Raw genomic sequence first — 17,117 nt, 5'->3', positions numbered from 1 at the left:
CTGTGCGGCGGTGTTCGTATCCTTGGCACGCCGTCCACCGCCGTGCACGAGGTGGAGGTGGCGTGGTCGTCGGTGTCCGGACGCCGGCCCCGCGGTCGCGTCCATTCGGTCCTCTATACGGCCCATGCCGAGCAAGAGCAGTGCCATGGCCGGCAGGAGCAAAAGAGCCACGATCAGCATCGGTGGCATCCTTTCCTCGACTTCTCACATTTCGCCTGCCCCGTGCAAGAGCCCCTATGGCCGCGATGATGTGATGATTCCGTAACGCCAGGGATTGCCACTGATAGTGCTGTCTGGGCGATTTTCTACGCCAGGATGCATGAAGCGCTGCCCTCTGGACACTCGTGACGGCCCTGCCCGGAAGAGCGGGCGGGCCGTCACCGGTGTGTGTGGACCGCTGTCGTGTCGGGACGGGTCAGTGTGTCGTGCCGAGTTCCGCTTCCTCCATGCGGGACTCCTCGCGCGCCTCCTCGATGTGCTCCAGCACGCGCTCGCGCGGGAGTTGGACGCGCAGGGCGAGCAGGTAGACGATCGCGGTGAGTGCGAGGTTGACGACGAAGCCCCAGCCGAGGCCGATCCAGCCGAGGCCGCCGTCGTAGTCGCCGATCCAGCTGATCACGGCGAGGCCGATGAGCCATGGCAGCACCCAGCTCGCGCCCGCCTTCCAGTCCATCTTCGGGGCGCTCCCCTTGTCCATCACCTGGAGGACCGCCAGGACGACGAAGCCGATGCAGATGGTGAGGAAGAGCTTGTAGTTGGTGTTCCAGCCCGCCCAGTACACGATCAGGTTCGCCGAGTAGAGGCCGAGGAACGGGATGATGTCACCGCCGGGGATCCGGTACGGGCGCTCGTGCTCCGGGATCTGACGGCGCATCACGGCCAGCACGAGCGGCCCCGAACCGAAGGACAGGACGGTGGCCGAGGTGATGAACCCGACCAGCTCCTGCCAGCTCGGGAAGGGCAGGAAGACGATCAGCCCGAGGACGAAGGTGACGGCCAGACTCACCAACGGCGCACCCTTGGGCGTGGTCTTGGCCAGTGCCGCGGGCGCGTTGCGGTTGCGGGCCATGGCGTAGGAGATGCGGGCCGTGACCGTTGTGTAGATGAGGCCGGTGTCGGCCGGGGAGATCACCGCGTCGACGTAGAGGATGTACGCGAGCCAGCCCAGGCCGATGGCGCTGGAGATGGCGGCGAGCGGGCCGAAGTCGTTGGCGAAGGCCAGGTTGAGCCAGCCGTGCGAGTGCTGGAGATCGCTCTCGGGGACCGCGCCGAGGAAGGCCACTTCGAGGAGTACGTAGATCAGGCCGGTGAGCAGTACGGAGCCGATGACGGCGAACGGGACGTTGCGCCGCGGATTGTCGGTCTCTCCGGCGAGTTCGACTCCCTGGCGGAAGCCGAGGAAGGAGAAGGTGATGCCCGCGGTGGAGATCGCCGTGAAGATGCCCTTGGCGCCGCCGGGGGCGAAGCCTCCGTACTCGCTCGCCCCGAGGTTGTGCCCGTGGAACGCGGTCACGAAGAACGCCACGATGACCAGGGCGATGGCCAGCAGCTTCCACCACACGAGGACGTTGTTGACGCGGGCGAACCAGCGGATGCCGTAGTAGTTGAGGAGGACGAAGAACGCCATGGCGACCACGGCGACGGCATAGCCGAGCGTGGTCAGGGTGTAGGCGCCGTTCGCCTCGTGGAAGTCGGTGAAGTGCGCCCACTTCGTGGCGTATTGCAGGGCGCCCTCGACCTCGATGGGCGCCACCGTGGCGGCGGCGATCCAGGTGATCCAGCCCATGGTGTAGCTGGCGAAGGAGCCGAAGGAGAGGTGCGGGAAGCGCACCACTCCCCCGGACACCGGGAACATGGTTCCCAGTTCGGCGAAGCACAGTCCGATGAGGAGAATCATCACCGCGGCTATCGCCCACGAGAATATGGAAGCGGGCCCGGCTATTTTCGCGGCGTTCAACGCGCCGAAGAGCCAGCCGGACCCGATGATGGATCCCACGCCCGCGAAAAGCAGGCTGATGCGACCCATGTCTCTGCGTAGCGCTGTTCGTTGCTCCGAGGACTGCCCCGAAGACTCAGTCAGCGTGGCCATCACCACATCCGTCCCTGATCTGCGGCCCACTCTTTCGAGGTCGCTCGCTTGATCTGCTACTGGGCGGCCGTCTGCCCTGCCGATCCAGATCCATGCTGCATGAATCTAGTTTTGCCAAATGATGGGCCCGGCAAGGGCTTTGGTATACGTGGTGATGGCCCGGCGTCAGCTGTCCTTGACCGGCGCCGCCTCCTTGGCGGTGGTCACGGGCACCTCTCCCGGCTCCTCGCCGTTCATCACGCGCTTCGCGGTGACCCGGTCGAGGGCACCCTCCCAGCGGGACACCGCGAACACCGCCACGCAGTTGCCGAGGAGGTTGGTGGCCACGCGCATCGAGTCCATGATCCGGTCGACGCCGAGCAGCAGCGCGACGGCCGCGGCCGGGATGACACCGAGGGCGGAGGCCGTCGCGGACAGCGCGAGGAACGCCGAACCGGGCACGCCCGCCATGCCCTTGCTGGTCAGCATGAGCACGAGGACGACCGTGACCTGCTGCCCGAGGGTCAGGTCGACACCGACGGCCTGGGCGATGAAGAGGATGCCGATGGACAGGTAGATGGAGGCACCGTCGAGGTTGAAGGAGTACCCGGTCGGCAGGACGAGCCCGACCGCGTCGTCCCGGCAGCCCGCCGCGCGCAGCTTCTGCATCATGCGCGGCATCACGGTCTCGCTGGAACCGGTGCCGAGGGCCAGCAGCAGTTCCTCGCGGGTGTAGCGGACGAACTTCCACAGGCTCAGCCCGGTGACCGCCTTGAGCGCGAGGCCGAGCAGCAGGAGGAAGAGCAGGGCGACGCCGTAGCAGACGGCGATCAGCTTTCCGTACGTCGACATCGCGCCCACGCCGTACTCTCCGACGAGGTGGGCGGTGGCACCGAAGACCGCGAGCGGGGCGAGCTTCATGATGTAGCCGACGATGGTGAACACGACGTCCTGGGCCTGCTCGATGAACGGCAGGATCTGCGGGACCTTGCGCTGCCCGAGGTGGAGCAGCGCGGCACCCACGAGGCAGGCCAGGACGAGGACTTGGAGCAGGGAGTTCTCGGCGAAGGCGCCGACGGCGCTGTCCGGCAGGGACTCCAGGATGAACTGGGCGGTGGACGGGAGGTGCCCGCCTCCCGTCTGCTCGTCGACCGCGCTCTTGTCGAGACTGGCCGGGTCGACGTTCATGCCCGCGCCCGGCGCCAGGACGTTGCCGGCGAGCAGACCGATGACGAGGGCGACGGTGGTGGCGACCTCGAACCAGATCAGCGCCTTGACGCCGATCCGGCCGAAGGCCTTCAGGTCACCGGCCTTGGTGATGCCCGCGACGACGACGCAGAACACCAAGGGGGCGATCATCGCCTTGATGAGCCGGACGAAGCCGTCACCGAGGGGCTGCAGGGCGGAGCCCGCGTCGGGCCACAGGCGTCCCACGAGGACGCCGATCAGCAGGGCGAGCAGGACTTGTGCGAAAAGACTGGTGCGCAGGAGACGGCCTGCGCGGCGTGCGAGATTTCCGGTGGCGTGCGCCATGGGCACTCCTACATGGGCGGATATTCTGCATTGCGGAAGATCAATTCCGCGATGCATCACTATCGTTGACGCCCGGGCGGCGGGGAACCCCTCGGATCGGCCCGTAACAGATCTTGGAGATTGCTCTCGAACGCGCATGCGACACGGTGGGCTCAACTGGTCGTACGCAGGCCGATGTACGGCTCGAAGGCGTCCAGGAGCAGCTCGCGCATCCGCGCGACGTCCATGTCGCCCGTTCCTGCCAGGACTTGAATCGCGAGACCGTCGACGAGGCCGGTGAACCGGTCGGCGAGCGCCCGGGCGTCGACACCTTGCGCCATGCCCTCGCGCTGACAGGTGCGCACGAGGTCGAGGACGACGCCGCGCCAGCGGGCGTGGACATCGCGCTGGCCGTCGCGCAGGCTCGGGTCGAGGATCGCCTCGTTCCACGACTGCACCCACACCGACCACTCGTCGGAGTCCTCCCGGGTGGTCGTCAGCTGGACCTCGATCAGCCGGCGGAGCTTCTCGACGGTGCTGTCGGCGGTCTCGAACTCGGCTTCCAGGCGGGCGTGGAGGCGGTCCGCGTAGAAGACGAGTGCGGCGCGCAGCGCGTGGTCCTTCGTCGGGAAGTGGTAGTGCACGGTGCCGGTGCTGGTGCCGCAGGCCTCGGCGATGTCGGCGACGCGCACCTTGTGGAAGCCGCGGCGGGCGATGAGCCGGGCGGTGGCCTCCAGGATCTGTGTGCGGCGCAGTTCGGCGTCGACGGTGTCGGCCCGCCTGCGGGTGGCCTGCGCGCCGTTCGCGCCGCCGCGCGGTGCGGGCGGCCGGCCGGCGCCGGTGCGCAGATAGCGTTGGGACACCTTGCCGACCCGCGCGATGGCGGCGATCTCGGTGTCCCGCAGGCGACGGTTTCCGCGCAGTGCCTTGGACAGAGCGGTGGGGTCCATGCCGACGCGGTCGGCGAACTCCCGCTGACTGATGGGTGCGCAGAGGACGACCTGGCGGGCCCGCTCGACGAGCGTCTCCCCGCCCTCGCTGTCGGGGCCCATGCCGGTTCAGCCTTCCGCGTGCGCCGAGAGTGCCTGGACGACTTCGTCGGCCGCCCGGACTCCCGAGGAGAGGGCACCGTCGATGTAGCCGTTCCACACACTAGCCGTCTCGGTGCCGGCCCAGTGCAGGGTCCCGGTGGGGGCGCGCCAGCCGTGGCGCCCGTAGCCGGTCCAGGCCCCGGGGATCGCGTACGCCTCGTATCCGCCGCGCGCGTACGGGTCCCCGGACCAGTTCTTCTCGGTGCAGTCGAGGGGGCGGAGCGCCGTGTCACCGACGACGCGGGCGAGGCTCGCGAGAACGGCGGCGCGGCGGGCGGCGGCGTCGAGGCGGCTCCAGTCGGTGAGCCGGTCGCCGTAGACGAAGCCGACGAGCACTCCCCGGGCGGCATCGGCCGGTGAGTTGTCGAAGACGACGCCGACGGGGCCGTCGTCGTACAGCGTGGCGATGCCGGACAGGCCCGCCTCGCGCCAGAACGGGGTGTCGTACACCGCGTGGACCTTGGCGACGCGCCCCATCGGACTGTGCGCGAGCCAGCCCTCCCTGTCGACCGGCAGGGCCGGGGCGAAGGTCAGGGCGCGCACCGCGGGCGGCGGGAGCGCGACGACCGCGCGGCGGGCCTCGTAGACGGTGTCGCCGGTGTGGACGCGGACGCCGCCGCTGTCGTGCTCGACGGTGCGCACCGGGGTGCCGAGCCGGATGCGGTCGCCGAGCAGTTCGGCGACCGCGCGGGCCGGTCCCGCGGCGCCGGTGACGAAACGGCTGTCCTGGGCGCAGCCGCCGGTCTCCATGAGCTGCTCCCAGCCACCGGCCGCGGCGACGTAGAACAGGACGTGGAACAGCGAGATCTCGTACGGCTCCGCGCACCACACACCCTGGACGGCGAGCGCGAGCCGGCGCAGCGCGTCGGGGTCGTCGGTGTGCGCGCGGAAGAAGGAGTGCGCGGTCTGCGCGTCCCATTCGGCGAATCCGGGAGTGCGCCACGGCGCGGTCGTGTCCACCGTGCGGGCGAGGGTCTCGAGGGTTTCGGTGATGTGTGCGTACGCGACGATGCCGGGGCCCTCGGCGGGCGCCGCCCCGAGGTAGGGGACGGCGCTGCCGTCGTGCCACACCTCGATGTGCCTGCCGGTCTCCCACGTCGGGAAGGTGGCACAGCCGAAGCGCGCGGCGAGCGCGTGCAGCCGGGTCTGGGTGGGGCCGATCCACTGGCCGCCGTGGTCGACGCGCACACCGTGCTCACGGGACTCCGTGAGCACGCGGCCGCCGATCCGGTCCGCCGCCTCGACGAGCGCGAAGTCGACTCCTTGGTCGTGGAGATGGAGCGCCGCGGCGAGACCCGCGTAGCCGCCGCCGACGATGACGACCTCGGTCTCGACGAGGTCCAGTTCGCTCTGTTCCCACATGACAGCAGAGCATATCGCAAGACTGATCACTCGGTCAATATTGCGACCGAGAGCGTCCGGAACCCTTGACAGTGCGACCCTCGGGCGCATTATTGACCCACCAGTCAACCTTGCGATCCACCTACTCGGACAGGGAGTTCGACCGTGCCGGACGTCCCACGCCCCTCCGCCGACGAGCCGTCCGGCGGTCCGCCCCAGCAGGGCCTGCGCGCCAATGCGCTCGGCATGACGACGAGCCTGATCCTGTCGGTCGCCTCGGCCGCCCCCGCGTACAGCCTCGCGGCGACGCTCGCGTTCATCGTGGCGTTCGTCGGCTTCCAGGCGCCGTCGATCGTCGTGCTGGCCTTCGTGCCGATCCTGTTCGTGTCCTTCGGCTACGCGGCACTGAACCGCCAGGAGCCGGACTGCGGCACGATCTTCACCTGGGCGAGCCGGGTGCTCGGCCCGCGCGTGGGCTTCATGGGCGGCTGGGCCATCATCACCTCGTTCGTGCTGGTCCTCGCCAGCCTGGCGCAGGTCGCGGGGCAGTACGTGTTCATCCTGTGCGGCGCCGAGGGCATCGGCGCGGACCCCTCGAGCCCCTGGGTACTCCTTGCGGGGCTCGGCTGGATCGCCCTGATGAGCGCCGTCTGCTATCGCGGCATCGAGGTCGCGGCGGCCGTGCAACGCGCCCTGCTGTTCCTGGAGTTCGGGATGCTGGCCGTGCTCTCCGTGGTCGCGCTCGTGCGTGTCTACACCGGGCACGCGGGTCCGGGCGCACACCGTCCGCGGCTGTCGTGGCTGAACCCCTTCGAGATCCCCTCGCCGAGCGCCTTCGTCAGCGGTCTCGTGCTGATGCTCTTCATCTACTGGGGGTGGGAGACCGCGCTCACCGTGAACGAGGAGACGAGCGACCGGCACCGCACACCGGGCCGGGCAGCCGCCTGGTCGACCCTCACCCTCCTCGGGCTCTACCTGGTGGCCACCGTCGCGACGCTGGCGTTCGCCGGGATCGGCACGACGGGGATCGGCCTCGGCAACCCGGACAACTTCGGCGACGTGTTCTCCGCCATCGGCCGCGCCGTCTTCGGCGACAGCGGACTCGGCACCTTCCTGTGGCACCTGCTGGTGCTGATGGTCCTGTCGTCCGCGGCGGCCTCCACCGAGACCACCGTCCTGACCCTCGGGCGCACCATGCTGGCGATGGGCCGGCGGGGCGCCGCCCCGCGGGCACTCGCGAAGGTGCATCCGCGCTACGCCATCCCGCAGATCGGCACCATCGCCACCGGTCTCGCGGGCGCGGTCTGCTACATCGTCATGAACTTCCTCAGCGACGGCCAGGTCATCGGCGACGCGGTCTCCTCCTGCGGCTTGATGATCGCCTTCTACTACGGGCTCACCGGACTGACGTCGGCGTGGGCGTACCGCGGCCAGTGGCGTCGCAGCGCCGGGGATCTGTGGCTGCGGGTCGTACTGCCCGCGATCGGGGGCCTCGTCCTGCTCGCCGCCGGTCTGTGGAGCCTGCGCAACGACTGGGACCCGGCGAACAGTTACACGTCCTGGACCCTCCCCTTCGCACCGCACTGGCACATCGGCGGTGTCTTCCTCATCGGCGTCGGCACACTCCTCCTGGGCTGGCTGCTGATGCTCACCTACGCACGGGTGGCCCCGGAGTTCTTCGTGCGCACCGCCCACCGGGAGAAGCAGGCACCGGCCGCTCCCCCGCACGAGACCGTCCCGCGGTGACGCCCCGGCACCACCGCAGCACCGTCCACCGACCGACCGCCGACAGAGGAGCCCGCATGCCCCTCCCTTCGGAACCGACAGAAGAACAACAGGAGTTCGTGCGGCTGGCCCGCGACTTCGCCGCCACCGAGATCCGGCCGCGCGCCCGCGCGGTCGACGACGCCGCCGTCGAGTCACCGCTCGACCTGTGGAAGAAGGCCGCCGCGACCGGCCTGACCGACTTCATGATCCCGGCCGCGTACGGCGGGGGCGGCGTCACCGACCTGGTGACGCAGGCGCTCGTGCAGCAGGAGCTGTGCCACGGTGACATCGGCATCGGCAATCTGCTGACGTCCAACGGCTTCTTCGCGGCCCCGGTCCTCGCACTTGGCACCGAAGCACAGAAGGAGCGGTGGCTGCGCCCGCTGACCTCGCCCGCGCCACCGCTCACCGCGCTCGCCGTCACGGAACCCGACCACGGCTCGGACGCCGCCGGAATCCGCACCCGCGCGGTGCGCGAGGGCGACCACTACGTGCTCAGCGGGCAGAAGACGTGGATCTCCAACGCGCCGTACGCGAGCCGGTTCGTGGTGTTCGCGACGGTCGACCCGGCGCTCCGCTCCCGTGGTGTCACCGCGTTCGTCGTCGACCGGGACACCCCTGGGCTGACCGTCGGGCGTCCGATGCGCAAGATGGGGCAGCGTGCCATCGTCAACGCCGAAGTGTTCCTCGACGGCGTGCGGGTCCCGGCCGCCGACCGCCTCGGCGACGAGGGGCAGGGTTTCGCGGGCCTCATGCGGACGTTCGACGCCTCCCGCATCCTGATCGGCGCGTCCTGCGCCGGACTGTGCCGGGCGGCGCTCGACCTTGCCGTGCGCTACGCCCGCGAGCGGAAGCAGTTCGGTGTGCCGATCATCGAGCACCAGTCGGTGGCCTTCCGCCTCGCCGACATGGCGGTCCGCGCGGACACGGCCCACCTGATGACCCTGCACGCGGCCCGCCTGCACGACCTGGGCCGCACCGTCACCTCCGAGGCGGCGAAGGCGAAGCTGGTCGGCTCGGAGAACGCCATGTACGCCGCGTGGGCAGCCGTGCAGACGCTGGGCGGCAACGGGTACTCGCAGGAGTTCCTCGCCGAGAAGTGGATGCGGGACGCGAAGCTGGAGGAGATCGAGGAAGGCACCTCCGACATCCAGCGGCTCATCATCTCGCGGGCACTCGCGCCGTCATGACGTCGCGTCCGAGGCTCGATGTGTTCCGCGCCCCGCGTTCCGTGGCCGTGGTCGGCGCCACCGACAACCCCGCCAAATGGGGGCACTGGCTCGCCCGCGGCGCCCTCGCCGGGCGGCACCGTCGACGGGTGCATCTGGTCAACGCGCGGGGCGCGAGTGTGCTCGGGCAGCCGAGCCACCCGACCTTGGACGCCCTGCCCGAAGTTCCCGACCTGGTCGCCTTCGCGGTACCGGCGCCCTCGCTGGCCACCGGCGTCGAGCACGCGGTCGCCCTCCGCGTGCCGGGGCTGCTCGCCATCGCCTCCGGAGTCGAGGACCCCGCCGGGCTCACCAGGACGGTCAGGGCCGGCGGCTCCCGGCTGATGGGCCCGAACTGCCTGGGCCTGTACGACGCGTCGGCCGAACTGGAGCTGGCGTGGGGCCGGTTCACCGCCGGCTCCCTCGCGGTCGTCTCGCAGAGCGGCCAGGTCGGCCTGGAGATCGCCCAACTGGCCGCGGCGGCCGGGGTCGGTGTCTCCCGGTTCGTCTCGGTGGGCAGCCAGCTCGACGTCGGCGCCGCCGAGGTCCTCGCCGATCTCGTCGACCACGACACCACCCGCGCCGTCGCCCTCTACCTGGAGAGTTACGGGGACGGCTCGGCGCTCCTGGACTCGCTCGACCTGCTGCGCGAGGCGGGCAAACCGGTACTGCTCCTCACCGTCGGCGCCAGCACGGCGGCCCGGCAGGCAGCCCGCTCGCACACCGGCGCCATGACGTCCGCCCTCGACGTCGTGGACGCGGCCTGCCGGGCGGTCGGCGCCGTCCGCGTCGACACCCCGGCCCACCTCGTCGACGCGGCCCACCTGGTGCTCCGCACCGCTCCGGTCCGTGGACCGCGTGTGGCGATCGTGGCCGACAGCGGCGGACAGGGTGCGGTGGCGGCGGACACCGCGGCGCGGCTCGGCCTGGACGTCGCGGAGTTCCCGCCCGCGGTGCAGCAGGAGCTGGGCCGCCACCTGCCGCCGGGCTCCGGGCGGGCGAACCCCGTCGACCTCGACGGCGCGGGTGAGCGGGACCTGTCGACGTACGCCACGGTGCCCGCGTGCCTGGCCGACGGGGCCGTCGCCGACACGGTCGTGCTCAGCGGCTACTTCGGCAGCTACGGCCGGGACATTCCCGCGCACGCGGCGGCGGAGTCCGCCGTGGTCCGCGCCCTGGGCCGCCTGGCCGCGGACCGGGCGCTGCCGGTGGTCGTGCACTCCATGGCCGAACGCACCCCGGCGACAGCCGGGTTGGAGGCTTCGGGGGTGCCGACGTTCACCGACGTCGAGCGGGCGCTGCGGGCCGTCGCCACGGCACACCGTCTGGCCCGGCCGCCACACCGTCGCCGTTCACCGCGCGGGGCGCGGCACGGGACTCCCGTGGGCTCGGGCTACCTGGCCGCGCGCCGCCTGCTGGAGGAGGCGGGCGTGCCGTTCCCGCGGGCAGCGGAGATCCCGCCGGGCGCCCGTGACCCGATGACCGCGGCGGCCTCGCTCTCGGCGCCCGTCGTCCTCAAGGCCGACTGGCTGGAGCACAAGACCGAGCACGGTGCTGTGGCGGCCGGGCTGTGGGATCCGGGGGCACTGCGGGCCGCGTACCGCGACATGGTCGAGCACCTGGGGCCGCACCGGTACGTGGTGGAGGAGATGGACCGGCGCCCGGACGTCGTCGAAGTGCTCGTCGCCGCCCGGCGCGATCCGGCGTTCGGGCCGGTCGTGCTGGTCGGCGCCGGCGGCGTCCGGGCCGAGCTGACCCGCGACCTGGCGCTCGAACTCGCGCCGTGCTCGCGGACCACGGCGCACGCCATGGTCCGTGGCCTACGGACGGCTCCGCTGCTGCGCGGCTGGCGCGGGCGCCGCCCCGTGGACGTGGCGGCCCTGGTGGACGTCGTCGTCGCGGTGTCCGCGCTGATCGCCGGACGGGACGACATCGCCGAGGTCGAGCTCAACCCGGTACGGGTCGCTCCGGACGGCGCACTCGCCGTGGACGCGCTCGTCCTGGCGTCCCCGCCCGCTTCGCCGGGCGTTCCTCAGGCGGACACCTCCGCCGCGGACCGGTCCGGCTGTGGCGGCACCACGTCCTCCGGGTAGATCATCCGGTCCGGGATCCGGTGCCGCTCGCGGCGGGCCAGGAGCCAGTACAGCAGCCCCGGAAGGGTCAGTCCCACGATCCACGAGATGTCCGCGCCGCCCAGCGGGGCGACGAACGGGCCGGTGAACAAGTCCGTCGACATGAAGGGGAGTTGAACCACCAGGCCCACCCCGTACGACAGCAGGGCGGGCATCCGCCAGGAGCCGTAGCGGCCGTCCGGGTCGTTCAGGGCCGGGATGTCGTAGCGCTCCTTGGCGACGAGGTAGTAGTCGGCGAGGTTCACCGCGCTCCACGGGGTGAAGAACGCCAGCACGATCAGGAGGAAGGTCGAGAACGTGTCGAGGAAGTTCCCCCGCCCGGCCAGCGCGAGCGCCGCGCCCGCCACGATGATCGCGCAGATGTAGCCGACCCGCCCGCGCGGCGAGAGCCTGTGCGGCACCGCGCCCCGCCGCCGCATCCCGGTCACACTCGTCACGCTCGACATGAACGCGCCGTAGGTGTTGAGGACGGTGACGGTCAACTTGCCGAGCGCGATGACGAAGTAGAGCGCCGCCGCCATCAGGCCTGTCCCGCCGAGCGACACCACGTAGGTCACCTCGTGCCCGACGAACGCCTCCCCCGCGGCCGCCGCGGCGAGCGCCCCGAAGGCCATCGACCACTGGGCGCCGAGCGCGGTCCCGGCCAGCGTCCAGCCGAACGTCGCGCGGGCCGACGTCGAGCGCGGGAGATAGCGCGAGTAGTCGGCGACGTACGGGCCGAACGACAGCTGCCAGGACGCGGACAGGGACACCGCGAGCAGGAAGGCGGGCAGGGCGAAGCTGTGGTCGGCGAGGACCGTGCCGATGTCGTCGTGCTGCAGGAGGCGGACGCCCAGGTACACGAAGGCCACGCCGCACACCACTCCGGCGAGCCGCCCCAGGAAGTGGATCAGGCGGTAGCCGACGGCGGCGGCCACCGCGGTGACCGCCGTGAACAGGAGGATTCCCGCGACAGGTCCGAGGTGGGTGAGTTCGCCGACCGCCTCGCCCGCGAGGACGGTGCCGCTGGCGGTGCAGCCGATGAACATGAAGACCGCGAGGAGCAGGGGCACGACGGCGCCGCGCACTCCGAACTGGGCCCGCGAGGAGATCATTTGCGGGAGTCCGAGGCGGGGGCCCTGCGCCGAGTGCAGGGCCATGACCGAGCCGCCGAGCAGATTGCCGACAAGCAGCCCGACGACCGCCCAGAACGCGGTGGCTCCGAGGACCACCGCGAGGGCTCCGGTGACCACCGCGGTGATCTGGAGGTTCGCGCCCACCCAGAGCGTGAACTGGCTGAACGCGGTGCCGTGCCGCTCCTCGTCCGGCACCACGTCGATCGAGCGCGACTCGACCAGTCCGCCCGACTGCTCGTGCGTCGTCGGCATCGCGTCACCGGCCTTCGTGTGCCGCGAGGACCGTGCCGATGGCCGCGACGAGCCGTCGCAGTTCTTCGTCGGTGGTGATGAACGGCGGGCTGATCTGCACGGTGTTGCCGCGCAGCGGGCGGGTGACGAAGCCGTGGTCCACCAGTTCGTCGGTGATCGCCTCCGCGCTGAGGTCGTCGACGAGGGAGACACCGCCGAGCAGTCCGGCGACCCGGGTCTCGACGACGGACTCCCGCGCGTCCAGGCTCCGCAGTTCGTCGGCGAGGAGCTGCTCCAGCTCGGCGACGCGGGGCACCAGCTTCTCCTCGTCGAGGATGTCGAGGTTGCGCAGGGCCACGGCGCAGGCGGTGGCGTGCCCCGAGTAGGTGGCGCCGTGCCGGAACATCGGTGTGTCGTCCGCGTCCCGGTAGAACGGCTGCCAGATGTGCGGGGCGACGAGGACGCCGCCGAGCGGCGCGTAGCCGGAGGTGACTCCCTTGGCGAAGGTGATCAGGTCGGGTGCGAGTCCGTAGCGTTCGGTGGCGAACATGTGGCCCGTGCGCCCGAATCCGGTGATGACCTCGTCGATGACGAGCAGGATGTCGTTCTCGCGGCAGATCCGCTGGAGTCCTTCGAGGTAGCCGGGGGCCGGCGGGATGACGCCGCCGGTACCCTGTACGGGCTCGGCGACGATCGCCGCGATGTGTTCAGGACCGATCTCGCGCACGCTGCGTTCGACGGCGTCGATGTCGTACGTGGACACGCGCGCGGTCTCCGGGACCAGGGACTCGGTGCCGTAGCCGGTGCGGTTGAATTCGAGGCCCGCGATGCTCGTGCCGTAGGCGTGCAGCCCGTGGTAGGCGAACTCGCGGCTGAGGATCATGGTCTTGTCGCCGCGGCCCGCGCGCTGCCAGTGCCTGCGGGCGAGCTTGCAGGCGACGTCGATGGCGTCGCTGCCGCCGCTGTTGAGGATGACCTTGGGGTCCTCGATGGGTGACATCGCGGCGAGCCGTTCGCCGAGGGCGACGGCGCGGTCGTTCAGGTAGCGGCCGAAGACGTGGTAGGTCTCCAGGCGCCGCATCTGGTCGTGGGCGGCGTCGGCGAGTTCGGGGCGCGCGTGACCGACGTTGGCGTGCCACAGCCCGGCGGTGCCGTCGAAGAGGCGGCGGCCGTCGGTGCTGAACAGGTAGCTGCCCTCGGCGCGTTCGATGGTGAGCTGGCGTCCGAGGACGGACGGGAGGTGGGCCTGCGCGCTCCACAGGGCGGGGCCGGTCAGGACGGGCGGGTTCTCCGGGGCCATGGGGTTCTCCGTACAGGTGGGGAGGTCAGTGTGTGGTGTGGCGTCGCCGGGACCGGACGACCACATAGGTGGCGAGGATGGCGGCCAGGCTCAGCACGCTCAGGTACAGCTGCGAACGCGCGTCGGGGACCAGGAGCATGGAGCTGAGGACGACGACGATGGCGGCCAGGGTGGCCCAGCTCAGGTACGGGTAGAGCCACATGCGCAGCTTGAGCCGCTCCGGGGACTCGCGTTCCAGCTGCCGCCGCATGCGCAGTTGTGAGCCGGCGATGATCGCGTAGACGAACAGGCCGACGGCGCCCGCCGAGTTGATGATGAAGTTGAAGATGGTGTTGGGGGCGACGTAGCTCATGGCGACGGCCACGTAGCCGACGACCGTGCAGGACAGGATGGCCTTCCACGGAACGCCCTTGCGGCTGCGGTCGGCCACCCAGCGGGGCGCCCACTTGTTGCGCTGCAGGGCGAAGAGCATGCGGGACGCGGTGTAGAGGCCCGAGTTGAGGACCGACAGGACGGAGGTGAGGACGACGACGTTGATGACGGTCGTCGCGGCCGGGACGCCGATCTTGCCGAAGGCGGCGGCGTACGGGCTGGTCTCGACGGGGATCCGGTCCCACGGCGTGATCATCACCAACAGGGTGACGGACCCGACGTAGAAGATGATGACGCGCCACACCGTGGACGAGGTGGCCTTGACGACCGACGTGACGGGGTCGGTGGACTCGGCGGCGGCGATGGTGACGATCTCGGTGCCGACGTAGGAGAAGATCACGAGGACGACGCCGTGCAGGATGGCCAACAGGCCGTTCGGGGCGAAGCCGTCGAGCGCGACGTTGCCCACCGACAGCTCGGCGCCCGGCCAGATGCCGAGTGCGAAGAGGGTGCCCGAGACGAGGAACACGACGATGGTGACGACCTTGATGGACGCCAGCCAGAACTCGGTCTCCCCGAAGGAGCGCGTCGACACCAGGTTCGTGGCGGTCAGCAGGGTCATCAGGACCAGGGAGAAGACCCACTGCGGTACGCCGGGTATCCACAGCATCAGCAGCTTGGCCCCGGCGACGCCCTCGAACGCGACGACGCCGACCCAGAAGTACCAGTACAGCCAGCCGATGGTGTAGCCGGCCCAGCCGCCGAGCGAGGTCCTGGCGTACTCCATGAACGAGCCGAGGGTCGGCGACGCGGTGGCCATCTCACCGAGCATCCGCATGACGAGGATGACCAGGAGCCCGCCGAGCGCGTACGACAGGATGCCGGCCGGTCCGACGGTGTGGATGACGGCGCCGCTGCCGACGAAGAGGCTGGCGCCGATGATCCCGCCGAGGGCGATCATCCGCACGTGGCGCTGTCTGAGGGTGCGGGGTGCGTCGGAGGGCTGCTGCTCCGGGGCGGTCCGGTCGGCGGGGCCGGGCCTGTCGGCGGGGCCGGTCCGTTCGTTCTCGCGAGTTGTCCGCACTGTCGAGGGCCCCCTGCAACATCGGTTGGGTGGGTCACGCGGCCGAACGGCCGTGATCGGCCGAAGCAGTGCGCAACTGTAGAGCAGTTGTACTGCTGCGCACCAGAGGTCACGGGGTGGCTACGATGACGCCATGACGGCACTTGAAGGGCTGGTGGCCCAGCGGACCACGACCGCGCAGCAGATCGCCGACGGCCTGTCGGAGCGGATCCTCGCCGGGTCGTTCCGGCCGGGCGAGCGGCTGCGCGAGAGCGCCATCGCCGCCGAACTCGGCATCGCCCGCAACACGGTCCGCGAGGCCGTCCGGCTGCTGGAGCACGGCGGGCTCATCCGGTTCCAGGCCAACCGGGGGGCCGTGGTCATCTCCCCCACGCCGCAGAGCGTCCACGAGCTCTACACCGCGCGCGAGCACCTGGAGGCGGCAGCCCTGGCGGCGCCCCTCGACACCGCCCAACTGGCTTCGGTGGAGGCGGCGTACGAGCATCTCGTCACGGTCACGGCTTCATTGCGGCGCGCCGACACCGTGGCGGCGGACCTCGCCTTCCACGGGGCGATCGTGGCGACGCTGGGCAATGCGCGCATCGACGCGTTCTACGCCGGTCTCACCCGTGAACTGCGCTTCTACCTCATGGCGTTGTCGGCCCACGAGCGCGAGAACGAGAACCCGCGCAAGCTGGTCGGCGAGCACGAACCGCTGATGGCCGCGATCCGCGCGGGCGACGCGCGGCGCGCGCAGCGGGAGGCGCGGCATCACATCGCGTCCAACGGAGCGCGGGTACAAGGGATTCTGGCGGCCCACGGCGACGAATGAAGGGGTCGGTCAGGGTGTCAGCGGTTCCCGCTCGGCGCCCGTCGACTCCCGCACGTCGAGCCAGTGCGGTGCCACGTGCACCTCGAACGGCGGGGGCTCCTCCGCGCGCACCCGGTTGACCAGACACTTCACCGCGAGGGAGGCGATCGCCGCCTTGTCGGGGACCACCGAGGTCAGGGACGGGGTGCCGTAGCGGGCCTCCTCGGACCCGTCGACGCCCGCGAGGGCCACGTCGCCGGGGCTGGTCAGACCGGCCTCGTACAGGGCGCGGCGGGCGCCGACGGCGAGGAGGTCGCTGAAGCAGAACACGGCGTCGGGGCGCTGGTCCGCGGGGAGCGCGGTGAGGGTGCGCATCGCCTGGAGGCCGTTGCGTCGGTCGAAGTCCTTGATCTGGGGCGCGAGGCGCGGGTCGTAGGTCAGTCCCGCTTCGTGCAGGGCCTGTTGGAAGCCTTCGAGGCGTTGGCGGCTGGTCGCGGAGCCGGACCTGTCGACGCCGATGGCGGCGATCCGGGTGCGGCCGAGACCCGCGAGGTGCGCGGTGGCCTCGCGGGCCGCCGCGACATTGTCGATGAGCACGTGGTCGGCGACCACGCGGTCCCCGTCGTAGCTGCGCTCGCCGAGCAGCACCAGCGGGAACTGGTCGGTGACGGGCGCGAGTTCGTCCGGTGACACGTGCAGTGGGGACAGGATGACACCGTCCAGGAGGGATGCGCCGACGCCGGTCGCGAGGCGGAGTTCCTCCTTGGTGTCTCCCAGGGTCTCCTCGATGAGGACGGTGAAGCCGAGGGCGGCGGCCTCGGCGCGCACATGGTGGGCGAGTTCCGCGAAGTAGGGCGTGGCCAGGTCGGGGACGGCGAGGGCGATCAGGCCGCTGCGCCCGGTCCGCAGCCGGCGGGCCGAGGGATTGGGCCGGTACCCGAGCTCCCGTACGGCGCTCAGCACGCGGGTCCGCGTGGCTTCGGAGACCCGTGGAGCATCGCGTACAACGTTGGAAACGGTTTTGATCGACACCCCCGCACGCTCGGCGACGTCCTTGAGCGTCACTGCTGCCACCACCGGGCTCCCCTCACATTGCGTTTTCTCAA

At 70.8% G+C, this 17,117-nt stretch carries 12 protein-coding genes; 4 read left to right on the top strand and 8 right to left on the bottom strand.

Going from position 1 to position 17,117, the window contains the following annotated elements; all coding sequences use genetic code 11:
* Positions 1-415 precede the first annotated feature (415 nt).
* From ACY34M_RS24405 to ACY34M_RS24390, 4 genes are all read right to left on the bottom strand, one after another.
* Complete coding sequence (locus ACY34M_RS24405) at positions 416-2,026, bottom strand: APC family permease (RefSeq protein ID WP_462720175.1); 1,611 nt, start codon at positions 2,024-2,026, stop codon at positions 416-418.
* 228 nt (positions 2,027-2,254) lie between these two features.
* Positions 2,255-3,601 (bottom strand): cation:dicarboxylate symporter family transporter, encoded by a 1,347-nt coding sequence (locus ACY34M_RS24400; protein WP_462720174.1) that lies wholly within the window; start codon positions 3,599-3,601, stop codon positions 2,255-2,257.
* A 152-nt stretch (positions 3,602-3,753) separates the two neighbouring features.
* A complete protein-coding gene (locus tag ACY34M_RS24395; protein ID WP_462720173.1) occupies positions 3,754-4,632 on the bottom strand; it encodes a TetR family transcriptional regulator C-terminal domain-containing protein in 879 nt (292 codons plus the stop codon).
* 6 nt (positions 4,633-4,638) lie between these two features.
* On the bottom strand, positions 4,639-6,033 hold the full coding sequence (locus ACY34M_RS24390; RefSeq protein ID WP_462720172.1) for a flavin monoamine oxidase family protein: 1,395 nt from the start codon (positions 6,031-6,033) through the stop codon (positions 4,639-4,641).
* 144 nt (positions 6,034-6,177) lie between these two features.
* Here ACY34M_RS24390 and ACY34M_RS24385 point away from each other — a divergent pair, with 144 nt between their 5' ends.
* The 3 genes from ACY34M_RS24385 to ACY34M_RS24375 are packed head-to-tail and all read left to right on the top strand — an operon-like array spanning position 6,178 to position 11,080.
* Positions 6,178-7,758, top strand: a complete 1,581-nt coding sequence (locus tag ACY34M_RS24385; protein WP_462720171.1) for an APC family permease — start codon at positions 6,178-6,180, stop codon at positions 7,756-7,758.
* Positions 7,759-7,814: 56 nt separating this feature from the next.
* Positions 7,815-8,969, top strand: a complete 1,155-nt coding sequence (locus tag ACY34M_RS24380; RefSeq protein WP_462720170.1) for an acyl-CoA dehydrogenase family protein — start codon at positions 7,815-7,817, stop codon at positions 8,967-8,969.
* On the top strand, positions 8,966-11,080 hold the full coding sequence (locus tag ACY34M_RS24375; protein WP_462720169.1) for an acetate--CoA ligase family protein: 2,115 nt from the start codon (positions 8,966-8,968) through the stop codon (positions 11,078-11,080). Before ACY34M_RS24380 ends, ACY34M_RS24375 begins: the two co-directional genes overlap by 4 nt.
* On the opposite strand, the gene ACY34M_RS24370 is transcribed toward ACY34M_RS24375, so the two are convergent.
* Genes ACY34M_RS24370 through ACY34M_RS24360 form a run of 3 tightly spaced genes read right to left on the bottom strand, consistent with a single transcriptional unit; the run spans position 11,020 to position 15,221 of the window.
* Positions 11,020-12,486: a purine-cytosine permease family protein gene (locus tag ACY34M_RS24370; RefSeq protein ID WP_462720168.1), complete on the bottom strand. Its 1,467-nt coding sequence runs from the start codon at positions 12,484-12,486 to the stop codon at positions 11,020-11,022. The two genes, ACY34M_RS24375 and ACY34M_RS24370, sit on opposite strands and share 61 nt — an antisense overlap.
* Positions 12,487-12,490: 4 nt before the next feature.
* Entirely contained in the window at positions 12,491-13,765 is a 1,275-nt protein-coding gene (locus ACY34M_RS24365) for an aminotransferase family protein (RefSeq protein ID WP_462720167.1), read from the bottom strand.
* Between the two features lie 25 nt (positions 13,766-13,790).
* Complete coding sequence (locus ACY34M_RS24360; RefSeq protein WP_462720166.1) at positions 13,791-15,221, bottom strand: amino acid permease; 1,431 nt, start codon at positions 15,219-15,221, stop codon at positions 13,791-13,793.
* A 133-nt stretch (positions 15,222-15,354) separates the two neighbouring features.
* Here ACY34M_RS24360 and ACY34M_RS24355 point away from each other — a divergent pair, with 133 nt between their 5' ends.
* Positions 15,355-16,032, top strand: a complete 678-nt coding sequence (locus ACY34M_RS24355) for a GntR family transcriptional regulator (protein ID WP_462720165.1) — start codon at positions 15,355-15,357, stop codon at positions 16,030-16,032.
* Between the two features lie 9 nt (positions 16,033-16,041).
* Here the strand turns inward: ACY34M_RS24355 and ACY34M_RS24350 are convergent, their stop codons facing one another.
* Positions 16,042-17,085 carry a LacI family DNA-binding transcriptional regulator gene (locus ACY34M_RS24350; protein ID WP_462720164.1) on the bottom strand — a complete coding sequence of 348 codons (1,044 nt, stop codon included), beginning with the start codon at positions 17,083-17,085 and terminating at the stop codon, positions 16,042-16,044.
* Positions 17,086-17,117: the final 32 nt, after the last annotated feature.

The organism is Streptomyces sp. EDA2-14 (assembly GCF_054963755.1).
The sequence above is the reverse complement of the archived record's forward strand: the minus strand, read 5'-3'. Positions and strand labels throughout refer to the sequence as shown.